Below are 20,520 nucleotides of genomic sequence, written 5' to 3'. Positions count from 1 at the left end.
AGCTCGTAGAGCGGTGCGCGCCGCAACGCGGCCTCGGTAAGCACCGGGGCCAGCTCCGGCGGCAGCCAGGCGTCGGTCACCATCAACGGCTCGCCGGTCCTGCGCTGCCGGCGCACGCGCACGATGTGCAGCAACTCGCCGCTGCGCCCGAGGGTTTCGGCGACGACCCGGGTGGGCGGCCGCGTGCCGAGTTCGACCACCTCGACCTCGGTCTCGAATTGGGTCTGGCGCAGTTCTTGCAGATACGAGCGCCCGGTCGGCGCATCGGCCGGATTATGTTGGCGCACAAACGAACCGACGCCTGGCTGCCGCCGGAGCTGGCCCCGGTGCTTACCGAGGCCGCGTTGCGGCGCGCACCGCTCTACGAGCTGCTGTCCGGCGGCGGCATCACCATGAACCGGGTGCGACACGAGATCACGGCCGAAATCGCGGGCCCGCGCAACGCCCACCTGCTCGACATGCCGATCGGCGCGGCCCTGTTACGGGTCAACCGGCTCGTCTACGCGGCCGACGCACCGCACCACTACCTCTCTGCCCTGCTGTCGCCGAGCCGAAGTCGCGTGCTGCTCACTCAGGCGGCCGACGAGATGGAGACCGGCGACGGTCTGAGAATCGCCCACGACGTCGGCGGGCAGAGCGGCTAGGACGCGTCGCGGGCCGCCTTGTCGATTGCGTCTGCGTCGGGTGCGCAATCACCGGCGCCGGCGACCAACGTGGCCAGCGCACCCGCCGCGCACGCACGCTGCAACGCGAGCCGCCGTTGATCCCGCGAGCCGGGATTGGACGGCCAATTCGCGGCCAGCACGCCGGCGAACACATCGCCGGCCCCGGTGGTGTCCACCGGATCCACTGTCGGAGCCGGCACGGTGTACTCGCCGTCCGCGCCAACGTAGCGGGCGCCGTGCGCACCCAGCGTGATCACTAAATGCTCTGGATGCCAAGGCCATTCGTCGGCTTCGTCTTCGTTGGTGATCACCACGTCGGCCGCGGCCGCCAACTCGCCCAACGAGCTGGGGTCCTGGCCTGCAGGCGAAGCATTCACGACGACGACCGCTCCGGCAGAGCGGGCGTGTTGCGCCGCGGCGACCGCCGTTTTCACCGGAATCTCCAGCTGGGTCAACATCACATCGCAGTGTGCGATGACCGCGCGTGCACGGTCGTCGGTCAGCGTGAACCGTCCGTTGGCGCCCGGCGCTACCACGATGGTGTTCTCCGCGTTCGCGTCCACGACGACGACGGCCGTGCCGCTGGGGCCGGGAATTTCGACGGCTCCGTCCAGCCCCACGCCGTTGGATTCGAGGTGGGCGCGCAATTGTTCGGCGGCCGCGTCATCGCCCACCGCGCCGACAAACTGCACTCGCGCGCCCGCGCGCGCCGCCGCCACCGCCTGATTGCCGCCCTTGCCGCCGGGGGCCTGCGTCAACGACGACGCCAAAACCGTTTCGCCAGGCCGCGGAAGGGCGTCGACACCCAACGACAGATCGAGATTCACGCTGCCCACTACACATACCCCTGCCATGCCGCCGACGTTAGTCGTGCCGCGATGGCGAAGCACACCACGGGCACCAGCGCTTTTGACGCCACATCGCGTCACGGCAAACGCCGAATAACTCGATGTCTGCACGCTAGTCTGCTGCCTTAGTGGTGCAGGATCCCAAGAGAAAAGGGCAGGCGATTGACCACGAGCGAGCTAACAGACGCTGAACCCGATATCGATCCGATCCCGGCCCAACCGGCCGCCAAGCGCCCCCGCCCGCCTGTTCTGGCCCGGTTCCGGTTCGGCATCCAGTCGAAGATCCTGATCACCATGTTGCTGTCGAGCATCCTGGGCGTGGCGGTGATCGGCCTCATCGGTGCGGTGTCCGGGCGCAACGCATTACGACAAGTCGAGTCGGAACGGTTGATCGAGATGCGCGAGTCCCAGAAGCGAGCGGTGCAGGCGCTGTTCCGAGAGGTGTCGAATTCGCTGATCGTCTACAGCGGCGGCTTCAGCGTCAACGAGGCGATGACAACGTTGACCGCGGGCTTCGCTCAATTGAACAACGCGACGATCACGCCCGTCCAGCAGCAGTCGCTGGTCAATTACTACGACGACGACATGATCAAACCGATCAAGCGGGTCACCGGTGACACCATCGATATCAGGGCAGTCCTGCCAAGTTCCAACGCGCAGAAGTACATTCAGGCGCTCTACACCGCCGCGCCACGATCGGCCCCGGATGGACTGCCCATCCAGGAAGCCGGCGACGGCAGCGCATGGTCGGCCGCCAACGCGCGCTTCGACTTCTACATGCGCGGCATTGTCACCCGCTTCGACTATCGGGATGCGCTGCTGCTGGACATGCAGGGCAATGTCGTCTACAGCGTGCTGAAGGGTCCGGATCTGGGAACCAACGTCCTGACCGGTCCGTATCGCGAATCCAAGCTGCGCGAGGCATACCAGAAAGCCTTGGCCTCCAACGATCTCGACTTCGTCTGGATCACCGACTTCCAGCAGTACCAGCCGCAACTCGACACTCCGACGGCGTGGGTGGTGTCGCCGGTCGGCATGAACGGCAAGTTCGAAGGCGTGATGGCCCTGCCGGTGCCGGTCGCGAAGATCAACAAGATCATGACCGCCGACAAGCACTGGGATGCCGCCGGGATGGGGCCCGCGACCGAAACCTACCTGGCCGGCCCGGACGACCTGATGCGTTCGGATTCACGGGATTTCATCGAGAATCCGAAGGAATACCGGCGCAAGGCCATCGATGCCGGCACGCCACCCGACGTGGTGGATCGGGCGATCCGGTTGGGCACCACCACCCTGGTGCAGCCGGTAGACACCGCCGGCCTTCGCGCCGCCCAACGTGGCGAGACGGGGGTGGTCAGTGCCACCGATTACATGGGTAATAAAGAGCTGGAAGCTTATGCCCCGCTGAGCATCCCCAACTCCGACCTGCACTGGTCGATCCTCGCGACGCGCGACAACTCCGACGCGTTCGCCCGGCTCGGCAGGTTCAGCAAGACGCTGGTGATCGCGGTGGCCGCAATGATCTTCGCCATCTGTGTGGCCTCGATGTTCGTCGCGCAGGCCGCGGTGCGACCGGTCCGTCGGCTCGAAGAAGGTACCCGTAAGATCAGCTCCGGCGATTACGAGATCAACATACCGGTCCGGAGACGCGATGAAATCGGTGATCTCACAGCGGCTTTCAATGAGATGAGCCGAAATCTCGCGATCAAGGAAGAGTTACTCAACGAGCAGCGCCGGGAGAACGACCGGCTGCTGCTGGCGCTGATGCCGGAGTCGGTGCTGCAACGCTATCGCGACGGCGAGGAGACTATCGCCCAGAAGCACCAGGACGTCGCCATCATCTATGCCGACATCGTCGGCCTGGACGAGATTTCCAACAACGTACCGGAAGACGAATTGGTCGCGACCGTGGACGACCTCTTCCGGCAATTCGATTCGGCCGCGGAAGCCCTTGGCGTCGAACGGATTCGCACATTCCACAACGGCTATCTGGCCAGTTGTGGGGTTGTCACCCCCCGGCTGGACAGCATTCACCGCGCCGTTGACTTCGCGCTCGAAATCGGTCGCATCATCGACCGATTCAACAGCCAGGGCGTGCACCAGCTAGGCCTGCGAGTCGGCGTGAACACAGGCAACGTGGTGAGTGGGCTGGTCGGCCGCTCCAGCCTGGTCTATGACATGTGGGGCGGCGCGGTCAGCCTGGCCTATCAAATGCACAGCGGCGCACCGCAACCGGGCATCTACGTCAGTTCGCAGGTCTACGAGGCGATGCGGGACGTTCGGCAGTTCACACCCGCGGGCACCATCTCGGTCGGCGGTGCCGATCAGGCCATCTACCGGTTGCTGGAGCGCTGATGAACCTGTTCAGTTCGACGTGGTTCTACTGGGCGATCGGGATCGCGGTCGGACTTCCGCTCGGGCTGATCGCTCTCACCGAGCTGCATGACGCGCTGCTGCGCAGAAACAGCCCGCTGGCCAGGCAAGTCAGCCTGCTGCGCAACTACGTTCTCCCGCTAGGAGCGCTGTTACTGCTGCTGGTCCAAGCCTCCCAGATCCCGGCCGGCGACGTCGGAGTGCGCCTCCTCACCACGGTGTTCGGTCTGCTGGTGCTGGTGTTGATGGTGTCCGGTCTCAACGCGACGATGTTCGAAGGCGCACCCGAAAAGAGCTGGCGCAAGCGATTACCCACCATCTTCCTGGACTGCGCCCGCTTGGCGGTGATCGGCGTTGGTCTGGCGGTGATGTCGTCCTACATCTGGGGTGTGCGGATCGGCGGCATCTTCACCGCGCTGGGCGTCACCTCGGTCGTCATCGGGCTGATGCTGCAAAACTCTGTCGGCCAAATCGTGTCCGGCTTGTTCATGCTGTTCGAGCAGCCCTTCCGTATCGATGAGTGGCTGGATACCGGCACCGCCCGCGGGCGGGTGATCGAGGTGAACTGGCGCGCCGTGCACATCGACACCGGCAGCGGCATCCGGATCATGCCGAACTCGGTGCTGGCCAGCAACGCGTTCACAAATCTTTCTCGCCCGCCCGGCGCGCACAAGCTGGAGGTGACGACGACGTTCGCCAGCGTTGACCCGCCGGACCGGGTGTGCGCGCTGCTGTCGCGAATCGGCATGGCGTTGCCGCAACTCAAGGCTGGCAGCGTGCCGCGGTCCGTGCCGGTGGGTGCGGCCGAATACCGCACCACCATCGGGTTGAACTCACCGGCGGACGCCGGCGCCGCGAAGGCGACGTTCCTGCGCTGGATCTGGTACGCGGCGCGACGGGAGAATCTGCACCTCGACGACGCCGAAGACGACTTCTCCACCGTCGAGCGCGTGGAGCACGCGTTGCACACCGTGGTGGCGCCGGCGTTGCGCATCGGAGCCGACGAGCAGCGCTCGCTGCGGTCCGCCGCCAGGATCGTCCGCTACGGCGCCGACGAGGTGGTGGAGTACGCCGGCCAGGTGCCCACCACCATGACGTTTCTGGTCGCCGGGCGCGTGCAGTTGACCACCACCGCCGACGACGGGGCGATGGTGCCGGTCAGCACCCTGGTCGAGGGGTCGTTCCTGGGGCTGACGGCGCTGACCCGGCAACCCAACCTGGCCAGCGCGTATGCACTCGAAGAGGTGACGGCGTTGGAGATCGATCGGGAACACATCGAGCACCTGGTGACGCGTGCGCCCCTGCTGCTACAGAACTTCGGCAACATCATCGAAGAGCGGCGCAGCAAGGTGCGCAGTGCCCGGCACAGCGAGCGGGTCGGGTAGCGGGAGCGCGAGCGAAAAGCTTGCGAACGGGTCGCCTCACCCGGTCTTTTGCCGCCCGATACCCTGGTTTAATGAGTCTGCAAGCACCCTCGCTGCCTGACTTGCGCCAAGAAGTGCGCAATGCCGCGCGGCGCTCCCGGGTCTCATCCCGTGTCCTGGCGTTGTTGCCGACGGTTGCTAAGGACCAGGCACTGCGCTCTGCGGCCGATGCGATAGCGGCCCACACCGAATTGATCCTGTCGGCCAACGCTGAAGACCTCGATGCCGCCCGGGCCGCCGGCACCCCGTCCGCGATGCTCGACCGGTTGGCATTGGACGCCAAGCGCGTTGAGGGCATCGCTGCGGGCCTGCGCCAGGTCGCGGGGCTGCCGGACCCGGTCGGCGAGGTGTTGCGTGGTTACACGCTGCCCAATGGGCTGCAGTTGCGTCAGCAGCGCGTTCCGCTCGGCGTCGTCGGCATGATCTACGAGGGCCGCCCCAATGTGACCGTCGATGCCTTCGGTTTGGCGCTGAAGTCGGGCAATGCGGTGCTGCTGCGCGGAAGTTCGTCGGCGGCCCGGTCCAACCAGGCGCTGGTCCAGGTGTTGCGGGCTTCGCTGGTCAGCGAGGACCTGCCCGCCGATGCGGTTCAGCTGCTTTCGGCCGAAGACCGCTCCACAGTGACGCATCTGATTCAGGCCCGTGGCCTGGTCGACGTCGTGATTCCGCGCGGCGGTGCCAGCTTGATCGACGCGGTGGTCCGGGACGCCCAGGTGCCGGCCATCGAGACCGGTGTGGGCAACTGTCACGTGTACGTGCACGAAGGCGCCGACTTGGATGTGGCCGAGCGAATTCTGTTGAATTCCAAAACACGTCGGCCCAGTGTCTGCAACGCCGCCGAGACACTGCTGATCGATATCGGGATCGCCGAAGAGGCGCTGCCCCGGCTGGTGACCGCCTTGGAGGACGCGGGCGTGACCGTGCACGGTGGATTTTCCAAAGATGCGCACGAGGACGACCTACGCCGTGAGTACCTGTCGATGGACATCGCGGTCGCGGTGGTCGATGGTATCGACGCCGCAATCGCTCACATCAACGAATACGGCACAGGACACACCGAGGCCATCGTGACTACGAATATGGCTGCGGCGCAAAAGTTTACCGATGCGGTCGACGCCGCCGCGGTGATGGTGAACGCGTCGACGGCGTTCACCGACGGTGAGCAGTTCGGCTTCGGTGCCGAAATTGGCATCTCCACCCAGAAACTGCATGCCCGCGGTCCGATGGGGCTGCCCGAATTGACCTCGACCAAATGGATTGCGTGGGGGGACGGACAGACTCGTCCGGTCTGAGACCCGCGTGGAGAAAGTGTTTTAGGAGATCCGATTGTGAGTGTGCCCGCCCGGTCCAAGCCGCTGTTCGACGATATTGACGACGTCTCGCGGCGGCTGGCCGAGACCGGCTACCTGCCCGACACCGCCACCGCGACCGCCGTCTTCCTGGCCGACCGGCTCGGTAAGCCGCTGTTGGTGGAAGGCCCCGCCGGCGTCGGCAAGACCGAGTTGGCCCGTGCCATCGCCCAGGCCACCGGCTCGGGCCTGGTCCGCCTGCAGTGCTACGAGGGTGTCGACGAGGCCCGTGCGCTCTACGAGTGGAACCACGCCAAGCAGATCCTCCGGATTCAGGCCGGTTCGGGCGACTGGGATCAGACCAAAGACGACGTGTTCAGTGAGGAATTCCTGCTGCAGCGTCCGTTGCTGACCGCGATCCGGCGCACCGAGCCCACTGTGTTGCTGATCGACGAGACCGACAAGGCCGATATCGAAATCGAGGGCCTGCTGCTGGAGGTGCTGTCGGACTTCGCGGTGACAGTGCCCGAACTGGGCACGATCACCGCCGAGCGGACGCCGCTGGTGGTGCTGACGTCCAACGCCACCCGCGAACTGTCCGAGGCGCTCAAGCGCCGGTGCCTGTTCTTGCACATCGACTTTCCCAGCCCCGAATTGGAGCGGCGCATCCTGTTGTCCCGGGTTCCCGAGCTGCCCGAGCACCTGGCCCAGGAGTTGGTGCGCATCATCGGTGTGCTGCGCGGGATGCAGCTCAAGAAGCTGCCGTCGGTCGCCGAGACCATCGACTGGGGACGCACCCTGCTTGCGCTGGGCCTGGACACCATCGACGACGCGGTGGTGGCCCAGACGCTGGGCGTGGTGCTCAAACATCAATCCGACCAGCAGCGCGCGACCGGCGAGCTGCGGCTGAATTAGGGAGACCGCGATGGCTGCCCGCCGTACCCGACCCCCCCGGCCGCTCGCCCCGCACGGGCTGCCCGGTCATCTGGTGGGGTTCGTGGAAGCGCTTCGCGGGGTGGGGATTTCGGTTGGCCCGTCCGAGACGGTGGATGCCGGCCGGGTGATGGCGACGCTCGGACTGGGTGACCGTATGGTGCTGCGCGAGGGCATCGCGTGCGCCGTGCTGCGCCAGCCGGATCATCGTGAGACCTATGACGCCATGTTCGACCTGTGGTTCCCTGCGGCGCTTGGCACCCGCGCGGTGGTCATCGACGACGAGGCCAACGATTCGCCGGACGACAACGCATTGCCGCCCGACGACGTCGACGCGATGCGCCAGATGCTGCTGGACCTGCTGAGCGAAAACCCCGAACTTGCCGACATGGACGAGCGTCTGGTCGCGATGATCGCCCGGATCGTCGAGGCCTACGGAAAATACAATTCCAGTCGCGGGCCGTCTTTCTCGTCGTATCAGGCGCTCAAGGCGATGGCCCTGGACGAACTCGAGGGCAAACTGCTGGCGGGTCTGCTCGCCCCGTATGGCGACGAGCCCACTCCCACCCAGGAAGAGATCGCCAAAGCGCTTGCCGCGCAGCGCATCACCCAGCTGCGTAAGATGGTCGACGCCGAGACTAAGCGGCGCACCGCTGAGCAACTGGGCCGCGACCACGTCCAGATGTACGGCATCCCACAGCTTTCCGAAAACGTCGAATTCCTGCGCGCTTCCGGTGAGCAGCTGCGCCAGATGCGCCGGGTGGTGGCGCCGCTGGCCCGCACATTGGCGACGCGTCTGGCGGCCCGCCGCCGGCGCACCAGAGCCGGGTCGATCGACTTGCGCAAGACGCTGCGCAAGTCGATGTCCACCGGCGGGGTTCCGATCGACGTCGTGCTGGCTAAACCCCGCCCGGCACGACCGGAACTGGTGGTGCTGTGCGACGTGTCCGGATCGGTCGCCGGCTTCAGCCATTTCACGCTGCTCCTGGTACATGCTCTGCGCCAACAGTTCTCGCGTGTGCGCGTGTTTGCCTTCATCGACACCACCGACGAGGTGACCCACATGTTCGGGCCGGAAGCCGACCTGGCGGTGGCCATCCAGCGGATCACCCGGGAAGCCGGCGTCTACAGCCGCGACGGCCATTCCGACTACGGCAATGCGTTCGCGTCGTTCATGCAGGCGTTCCCCAATGTGCTCTCGCCGCGCACTTCGCTGCTGGTGCTCGGGGATGGCCGCACCAATTACCGCAATCCGGAGATCGAGCTGCTCACCCACATGGTGACCGCCAGCCGGCACGCGCACTGGCTGAATCCCGAGCCCAAGCATTTGTGGGGCAGCGGTGACTCGGCGGTGCCGCGGTACCAAGAGGTCATCCCGATGCACGAATGTCGCTCCGCCAAGCAGCTGGCCGCGGTGATCGACCAGCTGCTGCCGGTGTAGTGTCGGGACCGAAGCTCTCGTCACATTGGCGATATGTTCCACTGCGGTGGTGGGTGCTCATCTTCCCCGCCTCCGGGCGACAATCGCGGTGCGTTACCGGGCGCCGCGGCGCGGATTACGAATAGCACCAATCTCTCGGGGCGCGGTAGCTCACACGTCCTTCCGCACTACCACCAAGTCGAGCACCAAGCCGGGGCCGTAGGGAACCTGCGCGCTTGCGACCGTTTGGTACCCCAGCTTGTGGCGCATCGCAGCCGCCATTGGCGTGCACAGAGACTCAAAACGGCGGAAGCCAGAAAGGCTTGCTGCGGCTTCGGTGGTACGTGCGAGCAGCGCTGCGATGCCGCGTCGGCTCCAGGCGGGGTCGACATAGGTCGAGCGCATCGCCGCCGCGCCGCTAGCTTCCGTTTCACGTCCGACGATCGAGTCCAGCTGCCCGCTCGTGCTCCAGCCGCTACCAGCCACCACCACGCCGTCAATTTCACCTACGTAATACGTGCCTGCCTCGACCAGGCCGGCGTCTACCTCGTAGATCTTCGCTTCGTTCGCGGCATGGAGCTGTTCGAGTGAGAAGTAAGGCGACAGAAGGGTATTCACCGCACTGTCGGCGATTTCGTTCAGGCGGGGCAGGTCGTGCAACGTCGCCGTGCGAATGGACACCTTCCGAACCATCCGTCGATCGGCTTCCTGCATTACGTCATCCTTCCTCTCGGTGCCGTTTTGCTGCCCACATATCACGTCGGTATGGGCGTTATCCTCCAGTTCTTGGGCATCGGAATTGACAGCGTTTGTCGCTGCGGTGAATGTAATCGATTGTAATGGAGGCGCATTGAGAAAAGTGGCGTCCTATCGGAGGTGCGCTATGTCATAACCGCATAGCGCCATATCGAAACGGAATTGTTAACTTTGGACACGTCCGCAAGAAAGCTACGGCCGTCAGCATACTGTTAGTAAGGGGCCACTGTGCGTCGATGACATGCGCAGCGCTTGCATCCGCCGTGGAATCAGGCACCCTTACTTACTGTGATCGAGAGCAGCAATCTGTTCGAGGAAAGCTAGGGCCGCCGGGCCGGCGCTCGCGCTGACGGCTACGGCGAGGTTACGAGTCGTCTTCGGGACAAGCCGCCTGACGACTATCCCGGCTCGGGGGCTTGGTACTGCGGCGATCGGCAAAATACTTACGCCCAAGCCTGCGTTGACTATCTCAAGCACCGCAGTCAATCCGTGAGCCTCGAAAGCGACGTCCAGCTCGACACCGACTTGGTCAGCCACGGCCATAAAGACATGTGCACACCCTCCGGTCGCTCGGATGAATGGTTCCTTGGCCAAATCGGCGTAATGAACCTCGTCAAAAGAGGCCAACCGATGGTCGGAGGGCAACACTGCCACCATGTCCTGGGCGCTCAAAAATGCCGCCCTGAGCCCGTTTGCAGGAAGAGAGATTATGCCTGCGTCCGCGGCGCCTAGGTCGAGCCAGTCCCGGATTTCCGGTTCGCCTCCCTCGAGTACGCGGATTTGCACAGAAGGATGACGTTCGGAAAAATTCCGCAGTTGCGGATCGATTAGCATCTCGGCCGTGAAGGGCAGGCTCGCCAGCCGCAGCGTGCCGGAGACCCGTCCTGCGGCCGAAGCCTCGGCGCGCATTTGGTCCAAGGCCCGTACTGCGTCGCGTGCGTGTTTGACTGCGCGCCTCCCAACCGCGTTGAGGACGATGCGTTCGCGTTCGCGAATTAACAACGGTGATCCCAGTTCCTTTTCGAGGCTGGCGACCGCCCGGCTAACGGCTGGTTGCGATAAGCCCAGCGAACGACTTGCGGCCGTAAAGCCGCCGTCGTCGATGACCGCAAGGAAAGCTTTCAGCTGCAGCAGCGTCGCCATTGAACTCCTCTACTCTGCAACCGGCACAGCATCGCGTCGGCATGATGTCCGCCCACACGCGTCAGCATTCCCTTGTATTGGGCTGGGGGACCGCGTCTCATGATGAGCAAACACTCGCTCGCCCCCTTTCGACGCGTGCAAAGGCCACCTAAATACCGGTACTGCTAACAGCATATCGGCCTGGACACCGGGTGACGTCGAACGGCCGGCGGCACTCCGGCAGGCTCAGCGACCCGAGGGCTCTATCACCGATGCGTGTCGCCCACCGACAGGACACCGGCATTCCCACGAGTACCCGTTGCTAACAGGAGGATTCACCCGATCGCTCGCCGAGACTTGCCGGTTTGTCCCCACACCGTCACCGCACCCGCACAATCTTCCTGATGTCGCATTTTGTGGGAAACATGGCCGATGACGGTAGCTCGAAAAAATCAACATCAACGCAAACTAGCCGCAAATGGGATTTTTGCGGCCGTCGGTTAGGGAATGCAACTTTGAACGGGGTACTCCGAGTTCCGCTGTGGCACAATTGATCTTGGTCAATGAGCTAAGGCTCAAGCCAAGTCACTTAATCACGTAGCTCCTGCAGAGCAGCGGACAGCTCGAATGCCTCGGTACGAATACCATTTGTAACGAAGGCGAGAGTGCTTGCCGGTGTCACGGTCTGACATGCACGGGACCGCTTCGTCCGGAATTCAGGTGTCCAACGTCACCCGGTGGTGAGAACGCGAACCCCAAGTGCTTCAATCATCCCTCTTGGCTGCCCTCCGGTGCACGGCACTGAGTGAGTTCATTACTGCTGAAGTGGCCCTCTAGCGTCGCGGCAACGATCGGCCCGGCGGCAATCACAATTGCGGTGCCCACAGCGATCAACACGGGACGAACCCGCTCACCCACTCCGATACCCATCGGCGATGATCCTTTCGTTACTTTCCCTATTTGGAGTCTTACCCTTCGGCCACAATCAGTTCTTGCTGAGACAGCGGACGCACGATGTGGCCGGAATTGCTTGATACGAAATCCATAAAGCCTGCCGCTCATCCGCGACGGATGAGGTCCGCGCCGCGTTCTGCGATCGCATAGACTGTTGCAGCAGTGTTGTTGGACGGGATCGACGGCATCACTGATGCATCTATGACGCGAAGCCCATCAATGCCGTACACCCGTAATTTACTGTCGACAACTGACTCCGGTGTGTTGCCCATAGTGCAGGTACCAACAGGGTGAAAGTAGGACGAGACATTTCGCTGCACGTAGCTCCGCAGCGCCGCGTCATCGACGGCCTCCTGCCCCGGTGCGAGCTCCTCGGCCCTCCATGGATCGAGCGCGCTGGCTGTCCCGATTGCGCGGGCGATCCGCAGTCCATCGATCATGGTGCGCATATCGCGCTCATCACCGAGATAGTTCGGGTCGATCACCGGAGGCGCTTGGGTGGTAGGGCCCGAAAGCTTCACGCACCCGCGGCTAACTGGTTGCAGCACAGACACTCCCAACACGTACCCGTCTGCTCCACCGAGGCCCGGAACATCCGCGGAGTCGACGCCGAAGACTTGAATATCCGGCGGACCGCTCGTCGCCGCGTGGCGGATAAGCCCGATTAGCTCGCCATGGTTGTGTCGGCCGGCCGGCACGGATCGGGCGGCACGGTAGACGAGTGGAACGATCGGGTGATCCTGCAGATTCAGACCCACCCCTGGTAGATCGAAGGCGACGTCGACTCCGAAGGGGCAGAGGTGGGACGGTGGCCCAATTCCGGAGGCCAGCAAGAGATGCGGCGACCCGATGGCGCCCGCGCACACGATGACTTCCCCGCCTGCCGCAGCTACCTGGTGGCCATCGGCTGTCGTGTATTCGACGCCCGTGCAACGGCTCCCGCGGATGCGTAGGCGGTGAACCATTACGCCCGCTTCGAAAATTAGATTCGGTCGCGCTAGGACGGGCAGGAGGTAGGCATCTGCTGCACTCTGCCGCTTACCGTCCACGATGTTGAGATCGGTGAAACCGAAACCGACTTCAAGGCCGCCGCTGATGTCGTCGGCGCGTGGATAGCCGACCTCTGCTGCGGCAGCCAGGCATGCGACGAGCACCGGATTAGGTGGGTCGGCTGGCGCCACGACCATCGGGCCGGCGTCCCCACGAAGAGATGGATCCCTTTGGCGCGCAGTTTCGCTGCGCTTGAAGTATGGGAACAAGTCGTCAAAAGTCCACCCCGTCGCACCGTTCTCGCCCCAGGCGGTATAACAGTCACGATGTCCCCGGGCGAACACCATCGCATTAACAGTTGATGACCCTCCTACGCCGCGACCGCGCGCAAAGGGCACCGCTCTGCCAATAGCGGCTTGGGCGGTGGTCATGTCCCCCCAGCATGCTTCGCTCTGCAGAAGGGTGGGCCAGGCCGGTGGAACAGCGCTCGCGGGAGGCGGAATGGCGCTCCCTGCCTCCAGTATGAGCACCTGCCGACTGTTGTCTTCCGACAGCCGAGCAGCGACTACACACCCGGCTGTGCCCGCACCGACGATGATGACGTCGTACAAGCTTGGCTGTGTCAAGGTAATTCCCTTTCTGGTAACACGGCGGCGGCCGCTACCGCAATTCTGTTGAGCTGCCGTGTGCCGCGGTCATTTCGCTTACACCCGTACCGAAAGGAGGGACAAAGCCTGCCGTGACGGTCCAGTGGTCCCCCAGGCGGAGCACCTAAACGAGTGGAGGGCCGAGGATCTCACAACCGTATTTAGCTGCGAGCTCGGGTATTTGGTGAGCGGGAGTGCCCTCGACCCTGGATATAAGCTGCTCGAACCCTCCCGGTGTGAGGACGACAAGCATCCTGCTGTTAGTCGTCGCGACGTTGCGCCAGCTGTGGGGGGTGTTTTTCGGCACGGTTGCGCGCGTGCCCGGATGGGCGTCGATGATCTCGTCGCCTATGGCGATGCGGTATCGACCGGCCAACACCAGGAAGTGTTCCTCCTCGTGGCGGTGCAAGTGAGCTGGGACAGCGCAGTCCGGTTGGTGAACACCCGACCCTGTCGACTAAAGTCGGTCAGGTACAGCTCTCAAATCCGTTGCGTAACAATGGCGATCCTGAATCTGGAGTGTTTCGCCGTCATGTGTTCACCCTTTATCGTGAGTGCCCTCCAGCGTTTTGATCGCCATCATTGAGGACGTCGGCGCAGTCTAAGGCCAACGAGGATGCGGTTTTACGTAACTGCATGCAAAAATTGCATAGTGACATGTCAGATTGGGAATCTACGTTTTTCTCCACCTCAAACAAACCTAAACTCGCGGACGAGGTTGATCAGCACATGCTGGTGGCCCAATGAGGAAGGTTAGTAATGTTGTCACGTCGAATCTTGATCACGGGCGCATCGAAAGGGATCGGCCGGGCGGTGGCCGATCGGCTCGCGGCCAATGGTCATCAACCGATTGGCATCGCTCGAACCAGCCCTCCGCACTTTCCTGGAAAGTTCTACCAGGTGGACCTCGTGGACCGAACAGCGACCGCCGAGACACTGACGGGGATCGTCGCGGACGGCCCCGTCGAAGCGGTAGTTAACAACGTTGGTTTTGCGCGGTTCGGCCGGATGGGGTCTATTGACTTGGATGAATTGATTGCGGCCTACGACTTGAACGTAGGCACTGCCGTCCAGGTCGTGCAGGCCGTCCTGCCCGGCATGATTGGCGCGGGGTGGGGCCGCATCGTCAACGTCACCAGTTTGACGACGCTGGGCACTCCGGAACGCACGCCTTACGCTGCCGCAAAGGCCGCGCTGGAAACATGCACACGCATATGGGCTAATGAGCTTGCCTCGACAGGGATTACCGTGAATGCGGTGGCGCCCGGCCCTACAGAAACCGAGATGTACCGCGAACGCAGCCCCGTTGGATCCGAACGCGAATCTCGCTTCCTGGCAACAATTCCGCTCCGTCGAGTCGGTGCCCCTCGCGAAATCGCCCACGCGATCTGTGCGCTACTCGACGAAGACGCCGGGTACCTAACGGGGCAGATCCTTCGAGTCGACGGCGGCGGGAGCATCAGCGCCGCATGAACGCATCCTGGCAAGAATCACCGATCGGACGATTCAGAGATCCTGCCGCGGTGCGCTCGTTTCGGTTCGGCGACGTAACCGCTACCTACGTGGTCGATGGCGTGGTCTCCATCCGTGCCGCTGCATTCTTTCCGGACGTTCCGGCCACAGGCTGGTCACGGTGGCCGGAACTTTTCGACCGGGACGGTCAAATGCCGATGAGCGCCGGCGGCTTACTCATCGAACGCCAGGGACAGCGACTGCTGATCGATACTGGCATCGGTCCGGTGGTATCGGATTTCCCTTGGGGCTCAATAGATAGCGGCTCCATGCTCGACGTCTTGTCGCAGCTGCAGCTACAGCCCGAAGACATCGATGCAGTTGCCTTCACCCACCTGCATTTCGACCATTCCGGCTGGGCGTTCAACACCGACGTTAACGGCCACAGCACCAAGTCGTTCCCGCGCGCTCCCTACTTGGTCTCAGCACAGGAATGGCAGCCTTTTACAAACAATCCTGATCGTGCCGACGCATCAACACCACCCCATGTCATCGCGGCTATGCCATCCGCAGTGACCCTGATCGCCGATGGTGACGAAATCTTCCCCGGGGTTCGGGCCCTAGTAACGGGCGGGCATACACCCGGCCACACCTCCTATATCATCACCGCGACCACTGGTGAGCGGCTAATCACCTTCGGCGACACCTTCCACACCCCTGCTCAGTTGGCGCAACCGCACTGGTTCAGTGCGGCCGACACCGATACGTCGGCGCTGATCACCGCGCGCCTCCGGCTGCTGGACGAGCTGGCCAAACCCAACACGTTTGGCTTTGGCTTCCACTTCGGCGACTGTCCATTTGGCCGTTTCAACGAGAACCGGTGGGACGGCGAAGTGTGGAAGCCCATCGCCACACTGGTGTGTGCTCCGCCACCGCGCCCGTCTATGTAGGCCACTGGGTGACTCGAACGAACGAACAGCCTGCTTCGTCGCGCTCGACCACGCGATGTGGTCGAGGAACGCACGGGATACGGGACCTGCACTCGCGCTAATGGAGCCTGCGTCCTGCGGGTGGTTCGGGCACCAGCTGTCGAGCGGCTCCCCAGCAGGCCGCTCAGGCCCAATCCCCGCCCGCACGAGCTCAAGCACCGCAGTCATCAGGCCGAGCCACGAAACCGACGTCAAAATCGACCTCGACCTCGCGGGCGTGCCCGCCTCATCGTCATTGCAAGTCGTCAAGCTCAAAGGCGACGATTAGGGCAAGTCGTACGCGAATCGTGACGAACAACGGAGTTTCGCCGCCAGCGCGGCTATGGCAACTTCCGGCGACCGAACTCGCCAGCTTGGTCCGATCGCGCGAAGTCTCGGCGCGCGAGGTCGTGGAGGCGGCCTTGGATCGGCTCGATGACATCAACGGTGCGATCAACGCGGTGGTTGATCATCGCCGCGACGAGGCATCGGCTGCCGCCGTCATGATCGACGATTGACTGCGCCGCGGCGATGAGGTTGGACCGCTGGCCGGTGTGCCCGTAACGGTGAAGATCAACGTCGACCAGGCCGGCTACGCCACCACCGACGGCGTGACGCTACAGCGTGACCTCATCGCCAAAAACTAACAGCCCCGTCGTGGACAATCTTTTGAAGAGCGGTGCAGTGGTCATCGGCCGGACTAATGCGCCAGCATTCTGCCTCCGTTGGTTCACCTCGAATCAAATGCACGGGGAAACCCGCAACCCACGGAACGCGGGCTTAACTCCAGGTGGCTCGTCGGGATGGGCCGCCGCGGCAGTCACGGCGGGCATCGGCGCGATTGCGCACGGAACCAACATCGCAGGTTCGATCCGCTATCCGGGGTATGCCTGTGGGATACATGGGTTGCGCCCGACACTTGGCCGCGTCCCCGCGTTCAACGCCTCTCTCCCCGGACCAACTATCGGCGCCCAGCTTGGGCGAGTTTCAGGCCCGTTAGCGCGCAGCGTCGCCGACGTCCGGCTGGCATTCACGGCGATGGCCGCCCGAGACGCCCGCGATCCGTGGTGGGTGCCCGCGCCATTGTCAGGTCCGCCCCCCGTGGTCAATCGAGCGGCTTTCTGCGTGGCACCGGACGGGCTTGGCACCAGAGCCGAAGTGGCGCAAGCGGTCCGCGACGCGGCCGAGCGGCTCAAAGCCGCAGCGTGGGACGTGGACGAGCTGGCCACCACCCCGCTACTCGCCGAAGCAGCCGATGCGCAAACTCGCCTTCCTTGACGGGTACGACGACAAACTTGCGGCCGCACAACGGGAAGGCGACCCGGGTGCGTTGAATGTGTTGGCGCGTCTGCGCGAGCAAGGCATCGCTTTCGACCTGACCGCGTTCTCCAAGTTGCTGATTCGCCGAGCGACAGTTCTACGCGAGTGGATGACGCTGTTCGAGAACTACTCTGTCCTGGTGATACCGGCCAGCGCCGAGCTGCCCTTCGCGAACCGTCTCGATATGCAAGGCGACGCCGCCTTCGCGCGGGTGTTGGCCGCACAGCTCCCGCAGCTCGGTTTGCCCCACCTCGGGCTGCCGGCGCTGACCGTGTCGACCGGTCTGCCCGGGAGCACGCCGGTCGGCGTGCAAATCGTTGCGGGCCGTCACCGCGAGGACCTCTGTCCGGCCGCCGGAGAATCGATCGAAGCTGCCGGTACACCAGTCTCACCGATCGACCCGATGCCGGGATAGGGTTGCAGCGCCGCCGCCCGAGCTGGGAAATCGGGCCGAAACAACGGCTCAAGTAAGCTGGCAAATCGTGCAAAAGCAGCTTCGCAGGTTAGGGGTGATGGGTGGGACGTTCGATCCCATCCATTACGGCCACCTGGTTGCCGCCAGTGAGGTCGCCGACCTATTCGACCTCGACCAAGTGGTGTTCGTCCCCAGCGGTCAGCCCTGGCAGAAAGACCGGCACGTCTCCGCTGCCGAGGACCGATACCTGATGACGGTGATCGCCACGGCGTCCAATCCCCGTTTCTCGGTCAGCCGGGTCGACATCGACCGCGCCGGTCCCACCTACACCAAGGACACCCTGCGCGACCTGCACGCCCTCAATCCGGGCTCGGAGTTGTACTTCATCACCGGGGCCGACGCGCTGGCCTCCATCCTGTCGTGGCAGGGCTGGGAGACGATGTTCGAGCTGGCCCGCTTCATCGGGGTCAGCCGGCCCGGCTACGAGCTGCGCCGTGAACACATCACCGGCGTGCTCGGTGAGCTTCCCGAGGATGCGCTGAGTTTGGTCGAGATTCCCGCGCTGGCCATCTCCTCCACCGATTGCCGCCGGCGCGCGGCGCAGCGCCGGCCGCTGTGGTACTTGATGCCAGACGGCGTCGTGCAGTACGTCTCCAAGCGCCGGCTGTACCGCGACGACACGGAGCCGACGGTGAGCGTGACCGAAACGCGCCTGACCACAGGGGAACACCCATGAGCGCCACCCAGGAGGCCATTGACATGGCGACGGTGGCCGCCGGCGCCGCCGCCGCGAAGTTGGCCGACGACGTCATCGTCATCGACGTCTCCGCCCAGCTCGCCATCACGGACTGTTTCGTGATCGCCTCGGCATCCAACGAGCGACAGGTCAACGCCATCGTCGACGAGGTCGAGGAGAAGATGCGCAAGGCGGGTTACAAGCCGGCGCGTCGCGAGGGGACGCGGGAAGGCCGTTGGACGCTGCTGGACTATCGCGACATCGTCGTTCACATTCAGCACCAGGAAGACCGCGACTTCTATGCCCTGGACCGGCTGTGGAGTGACTGCCCGGTGGTGCCCGTCGACCTCGATGAGAGCCACGACGACTCGGAAGACTCGAGCGCCCAATGAGAATTCGTCGTCTGATCATGTTGCGGCACGGGCAAACCGAGTTCAATGCCGGTAGCCGGATGCAGGGCCAGCTGGATTCCGAACTCAGCGAACTCGGGCGGGCACAGGCGATCGCCGCCGCCGAGGTGCTGGGCAAACTGCAGCCGTTGCTGATCGCGTCGTCGGATCTGCATCGCGCCTTCGACACCGCGGTCAGGCTGGGGGAGGCGACCGGTCTTCCGATCCGGGTGGACCCGCGGTTGCGGGAAACCCACCTCGGCGACTGGCAGGGATTGACCCATACCGAGGTCGACGAACAGGCCCCCGGTGCCCGGCTGGCCTGGCGTGAAGACGCCACCTGGGCGCCGCATGGCGGCGAGAGCAGGGTGGACGTCGCGGCTCGCAGCCTGCCCTTGGTCGCCGAATTGGTGTCGGGCGAGCCGGAGTGGGGTGATCCCGACGGACCGGATCGCCCGGTGGTGCTGGTGGCGCACGGCGGACTGATCGCCGCCCTGTCGGCCGCGCTGCTGAAGCTTCCGGTCGCCAATTGGCCGATTCTGGGCGGCATGGGCAATGCCAGCTGGGTGCAACTGTCCGGCCACTCCGACGGTCCAGCCGACGAATTCGACAGTATCCGTTGGCGTTTGGACGTGTGGAACGCTTCGGCGCAGGTGTCCAACGATGTCCTCTGAACTTCGGCGCAGACCGACGCTGCTGATCTTCGCCGACTCCTTGGCTTATTACGGTCCGACCGGGGGGCTACCCGCCGACGATCCCCGCATCTGGCCGAACATCGTTGCGAATCAATTGGATTGGGATGTCGAGTTGATTGGCCGCATCGGGTGGACGTGCCGTGACATCTGGTGGGCGGCGACCCAGGACCCGCGGGCCTGGGCGGCGCTGCCCAGGGCGGGTGCGGTCATCTTCGCCACCGGCGGCATGGATTCGCTGCCCTCGGTGCTGCCCACGGCGCTGCGTGAGCTGATCCGTTATGTGCGGCCGCCCTGGCTGCGGCGCTGGGTCCGTGACGGCTACGGCTGGCTGCAGCCCAGGCTGTCACCGGTGGCCCGGTCCGCCCTGCCTCCGCACCTGAGCGCCGACTACCTCGAACAGACCCGTGGCGCAATCGATTTCAACCGTCCCGGTATCCCGATCGTGGCTTCGTTGCCATCGGTGCATATCGCCGACACCTACGGTAGGGCTCACCATGGCCGGGCGGGAACGGCGTCCGCGATCACTGACTGGGCGCAAAACCACGATGTGCCGCTGGTCGATCTCAAAGCCGCTGTCGCCGAACACATCATGGCTGGTCACGGAAACCCCGACGGCATTCACTGGAACTTCGAAGCCCACCAGGCGGTGGCGGAGTTGATGCTCAAGGCGCTCGCCGAGGCCGGCGTGGTGACGATGCAGCGGGGGCACCTCCCGCTTGCGGGGGACGCGCAGCGCGATGAGGAGCCGCGCAATCAGGCCGGCGTGCCCAACGAAAAGCCCCGCGGGTAGCGCCGGTGACTGTCGTGGTGGTGACCGACTCGTCGGCACGTTTGCCTGCAGAATTGGTCGAAAAGTGGGGAATACGCGTCGTTCCACTGCATATCCTGCTCCACGGCACCGATCTGCGCGACGGTGTGGACGACATACCCGACGACATCTACAAACTCGCGGCCACCACGGCGGCGGCCACTCCGGCCGAACTGGCCGACGCATACCAGCAGGCGTTGGCCGACAGCGGCGCCGACGGTGTGGTGGCCGTGCACATTTCGTCGGGGCTGTCCGGGACCTGCCGGGCCGCTGAACGTACCGCGGCCGACCTGGATCCCCACATCCGGGTCATCGA

20 protein-coding genes and 2 pseudogenes are annotated in these 20,520 nt (G+C 64.2%); 16 read left to right on the top strand and 6 right to left on the bottom strand.

The features are described from left to right. Positions 1-287, bottom strand: a 287-nt coding sequence (locus A5625_RS13400) for a UTRA domain-containing protein (protein ID WP_232003659.1), incomplete at its 3' end; no start/stop codon positions are given. 6 nt (positions 288-293) lie between these two features. Here A5625_RS13400 and A5625_RS29125 point away from each other — a divergent pair. Next, a pseudogene (locus A5625_RS29125) lies at positions 294-644 on the top strand (UTRA domain-containing protein); the annotation flags it as partial. Here A5625_RS29125 and A5625_RS13390 read toward each other — a convergent pair. Then, a complete protein-coding gene (locus A5625_RS13390) occupies positions 641-1,519 on the bottom strand; it encodes a ribokinase (RefSeq protein ID WP_066994192.1) in 879 nt (292 codons plus the stop codon). The pseudogene A5625_RS29125 and the gene A5625_RS13390 sit on opposite strands and share 4 nt — an antisense overlap. 156 nt (positions 1,520-1,675) lie before the next feature. Between A5625_RS13390 and A5625_RS13385 the strand changes: the two genes are divergently transcribed. The 5 genes from A5625_RS13385 (at position 1,676) to A5625_RS13365 (ending at position 8,973) form a co-directional block, all read left to right on the top strand. Beyond that, on the top strand, positions 1,676-3,868 hold the full coding sequence (locus A5625_RS13385; RefSeq protein WP_066994189.1) for an adenylate/guanylate cyclase domain-containing protein: 2,193 nt from the start codon (positions 1,676-1,678) through the stop codon (positions 3,866-3,868). Next, positions 3,868-5,271 carry a mechanosensitive ion channel family protein gene (locus A5625_RS13380; protein WP_066994186.1) on the top strand — a complete coding sequence of 468 codons (1,404 nt, stop codon included), beginning with the start codon at positions 3,868-3,870 and terminating at the stop codon, positions 5,269-5,271. The genes A5625_RS13385 and A5625_RS13380 overlap by 1 nt, the downstream gene beginning before the upstream one ends. Before the next feature lie 71 nt (positions 5,272-5,342). Next, positions 5,343-6,602, top strand: coding sequence for a glutamate-5-semialdehyde dehydrogenase (locus A5625_RS13375; RefSeq protein WP_066994183.1), 1,260 nt, complete (start codon positions 5,343-5,345; stop codon positions 6,600-6,602). 36 nt (positions 6,603-6,638) lie between these two features. After that, positions 6,639-7,514: a MoxR family ATPase gene (locus A5625_RS13370; RefSeq protein WP_066994180.1), complete on the top strand. Its 876-nt coding sequence runs from the start codon at positions 6,639-6,641 to the stop codon at positions 7,512-7,514. 10 nt (positions 7,515-7,524) lie between these two features. Then, complete coding sequence (locus tag A5625_RS13365; RefSeq protein WP_066994177.1) at positions 7,525-8,973, top strand: VWA domain-containing protein; 1,449 nt, start codon at positions 7,525-7,527, stop codon at positions 8,971-8,973. A gap of 150 nt (positions 8,974-9,123) precedes the next feature. On the opposite strand, the gene A5625_RS13360 is transcribed toward A5625_RS13365, so the two are convergent. The 4 genes and pseudogenes from A5625_RS13360 to A5625_RS30750 form a co-directional block, all read right to left on the bottom strand. Continuing rightward, on the bottom strand, positions 9,124-9,666 hold the full coding sequence (locus A5625_RS13360) for a GNAT family N-acetyltransferase (RefSeq protein WP_156748197.1): 543 nt from the start codon (positions 9,664-9,666) through the stop codon (positions 9,124-9,126). Positions 9,667-9,987: 321 nt separating this feature from the next. Further along, on the bottom strand, positions 9,988-10,851 hold the full coding sequence (locus A5625_RS13355) for a LysR family transcriptional regulator (RefSeq protein WP_066994169.1): 864 nt from the start codon (positions 10,849-10,851) through the stop codon (positions 9,988-9,990). A gap of 1,037 nt (positions 10,852-11,888) precedes the next feature. Next, positions 11,889-13,385: a GMC family oxidoreductase gene (locus A5625_RS13350; RefSeq protein WP_232003656.1), complete on the bottom strand. Its 1,497-nt coding sequence runs from the start codon at positions 13,383-13,385 to the stop codon at positions 11,889-11,891. Between the two features lie 160 nt (positions 13,386-13,545). After that, a pseudogene (locus A5625_RS30750) lies at positions 13,546-13,842 on the bottom strand (cupin domain-containing protein); the annotation flags it as partial. A gap of 338 nt (positions 13,843-14,180) precedes the next feature. Between A5625_RS30750 and A5625_RS13340 the strand changes: the two are divergent. The 10 genes from A5625_RS13340 to A5625_RS13305 all read left to right on the top strand — a co-directional run. After that, positions 14,181-14,894 carry an SDR family oxidoreductase gene (locus tag A5625_RS13340; RefSeq protein ID WP_066994161.1) on the top strand — a complete coding sequence of 238 codons (714 nt, stop codon included), beginning with the start codon at positions 14,181-14,183 and terminating at the stop codon, positions 14,892-14,894. Positions 14,895-14,983: 89 nt separating this feature from the next. Beyond that, complete coding sequence (locus A5625_RS13335; RefSeq protein WP_232003654.1) at positions 14,984-15,823, top strand: MBL fold metallo-hydrolase; 840 nt, start codon at positions 14,984-14,986, stop codon at positions 15,821-15,823. A 326-nt stretch (positions 15,824-16,149) separates the two neighbouring features. Beyond that, positions 16,150-16,359 (top strand): hypothetical protein, encoded by a 210-nt coding sequence (locus tag A5625_RS29625; RefSeq protein WP_197516091.1) that lies wholly within the window; start codon positions 16,150-16,152, stop codon positions 16,357-16,359. A gap of 106 nt (positions 16,360-16,465) precedes the next feature. Next, positions 16,466-17,119, top strand: coding sequence for an amidase family protein (locus A5625_RS29615; RefSeq protein ID WP_197516089.1), 654 nt, complete (start codon positions 16,466-16,468; stop codon positions 17,117-17,119). Beyond that, on the top strand, positions 17,097-17,576 hold the full coding sequence (locus A5625_RS29610; protein WP_197516088.1) for an amidase family protein: 480 nt from the start codon (positions 17,097-17,099) through the stop codon (positions 17,574-17,576). The genes A5625_RS29615 and A5625_RS29610 overlap by 23 nt, the downstream gene beginning before the upstream one ends. A 67-nt stretch (positions 17,577-17,643) precedes the next feature. Then, a complete protein-coding gene (gene nadD / locus A5625_RS13325; protein WP_082984394.1) occupies positions 17,644-18,312 on the top strand; it encodes a nicotinate-nucleotide adenylyltransferase in 669 nt (222 codons plus the stop codon). Then, positions 18,309-18,704 (top strand): ribosome silencing factor, encoded by a 396-nt coding sequence (gene rsfS / locus A5625_RS13320; protein ID WP_066994151.1) that lies wholly within the window; start codon positions 18,309-18,311, stop codon positions 18,702-18,704. The genes nadD and rsfS overlap by 4 nt, the downstream gene beginning before the upstream one ends. Then, positions 18,701-19,375 carry a glucosyl-3-phosphoglycerate phosphatase gene (gpgP, locus tag A5625_RS13315; RefSeq protein ID WP_066994148.1) on the top strand — a complete coding sequence of 225 codons (675 nt, stop codon included), beginning with the start codon at positions 18,701-18,703 and terminating at the stop codon, positions 19,373-19,375. The genes rsfS and gpgP overlap by 4 nt, the downstream gene beginning before the upstream one ends. Further along, on the top strand, positions 19,365-20,186 hold the full coding sequence (gene octT, locus A5625_RS13310) for a diglucosylglycerate octanoyltransferase (RefSeq protein ID WP_066994145.1): 822 nt from the start codon (positions 19,365-19,367) through the stop codon (positions 20,184-20,186). The genes gpgP and octT overlap by 11 nt, the downstream gene beginning before the upstream one ends. A 5-nt stretch (positions 20,187-20,191) precedes the next feature. Further along, on the top strand, positions 20,192-20,520 hold a 329-nt coding region (locus A5625_RS13305; protein WP_197516087.1), incomplete at its 3' end, for a DegV family protein.

The organism is Mycobacterium sp. 1465703.0, from assembly GCF_001672975.1.
Taxonomy (GTDB): domain Bacteria; phylum Actinomycetota; class Actinomycetes; order Mycobacteriales; family Mycobacteriaceae; genus Mycobacterium.
This window is presented reverse-complemented; position numbering and strand designations above follow the sequence as displayed.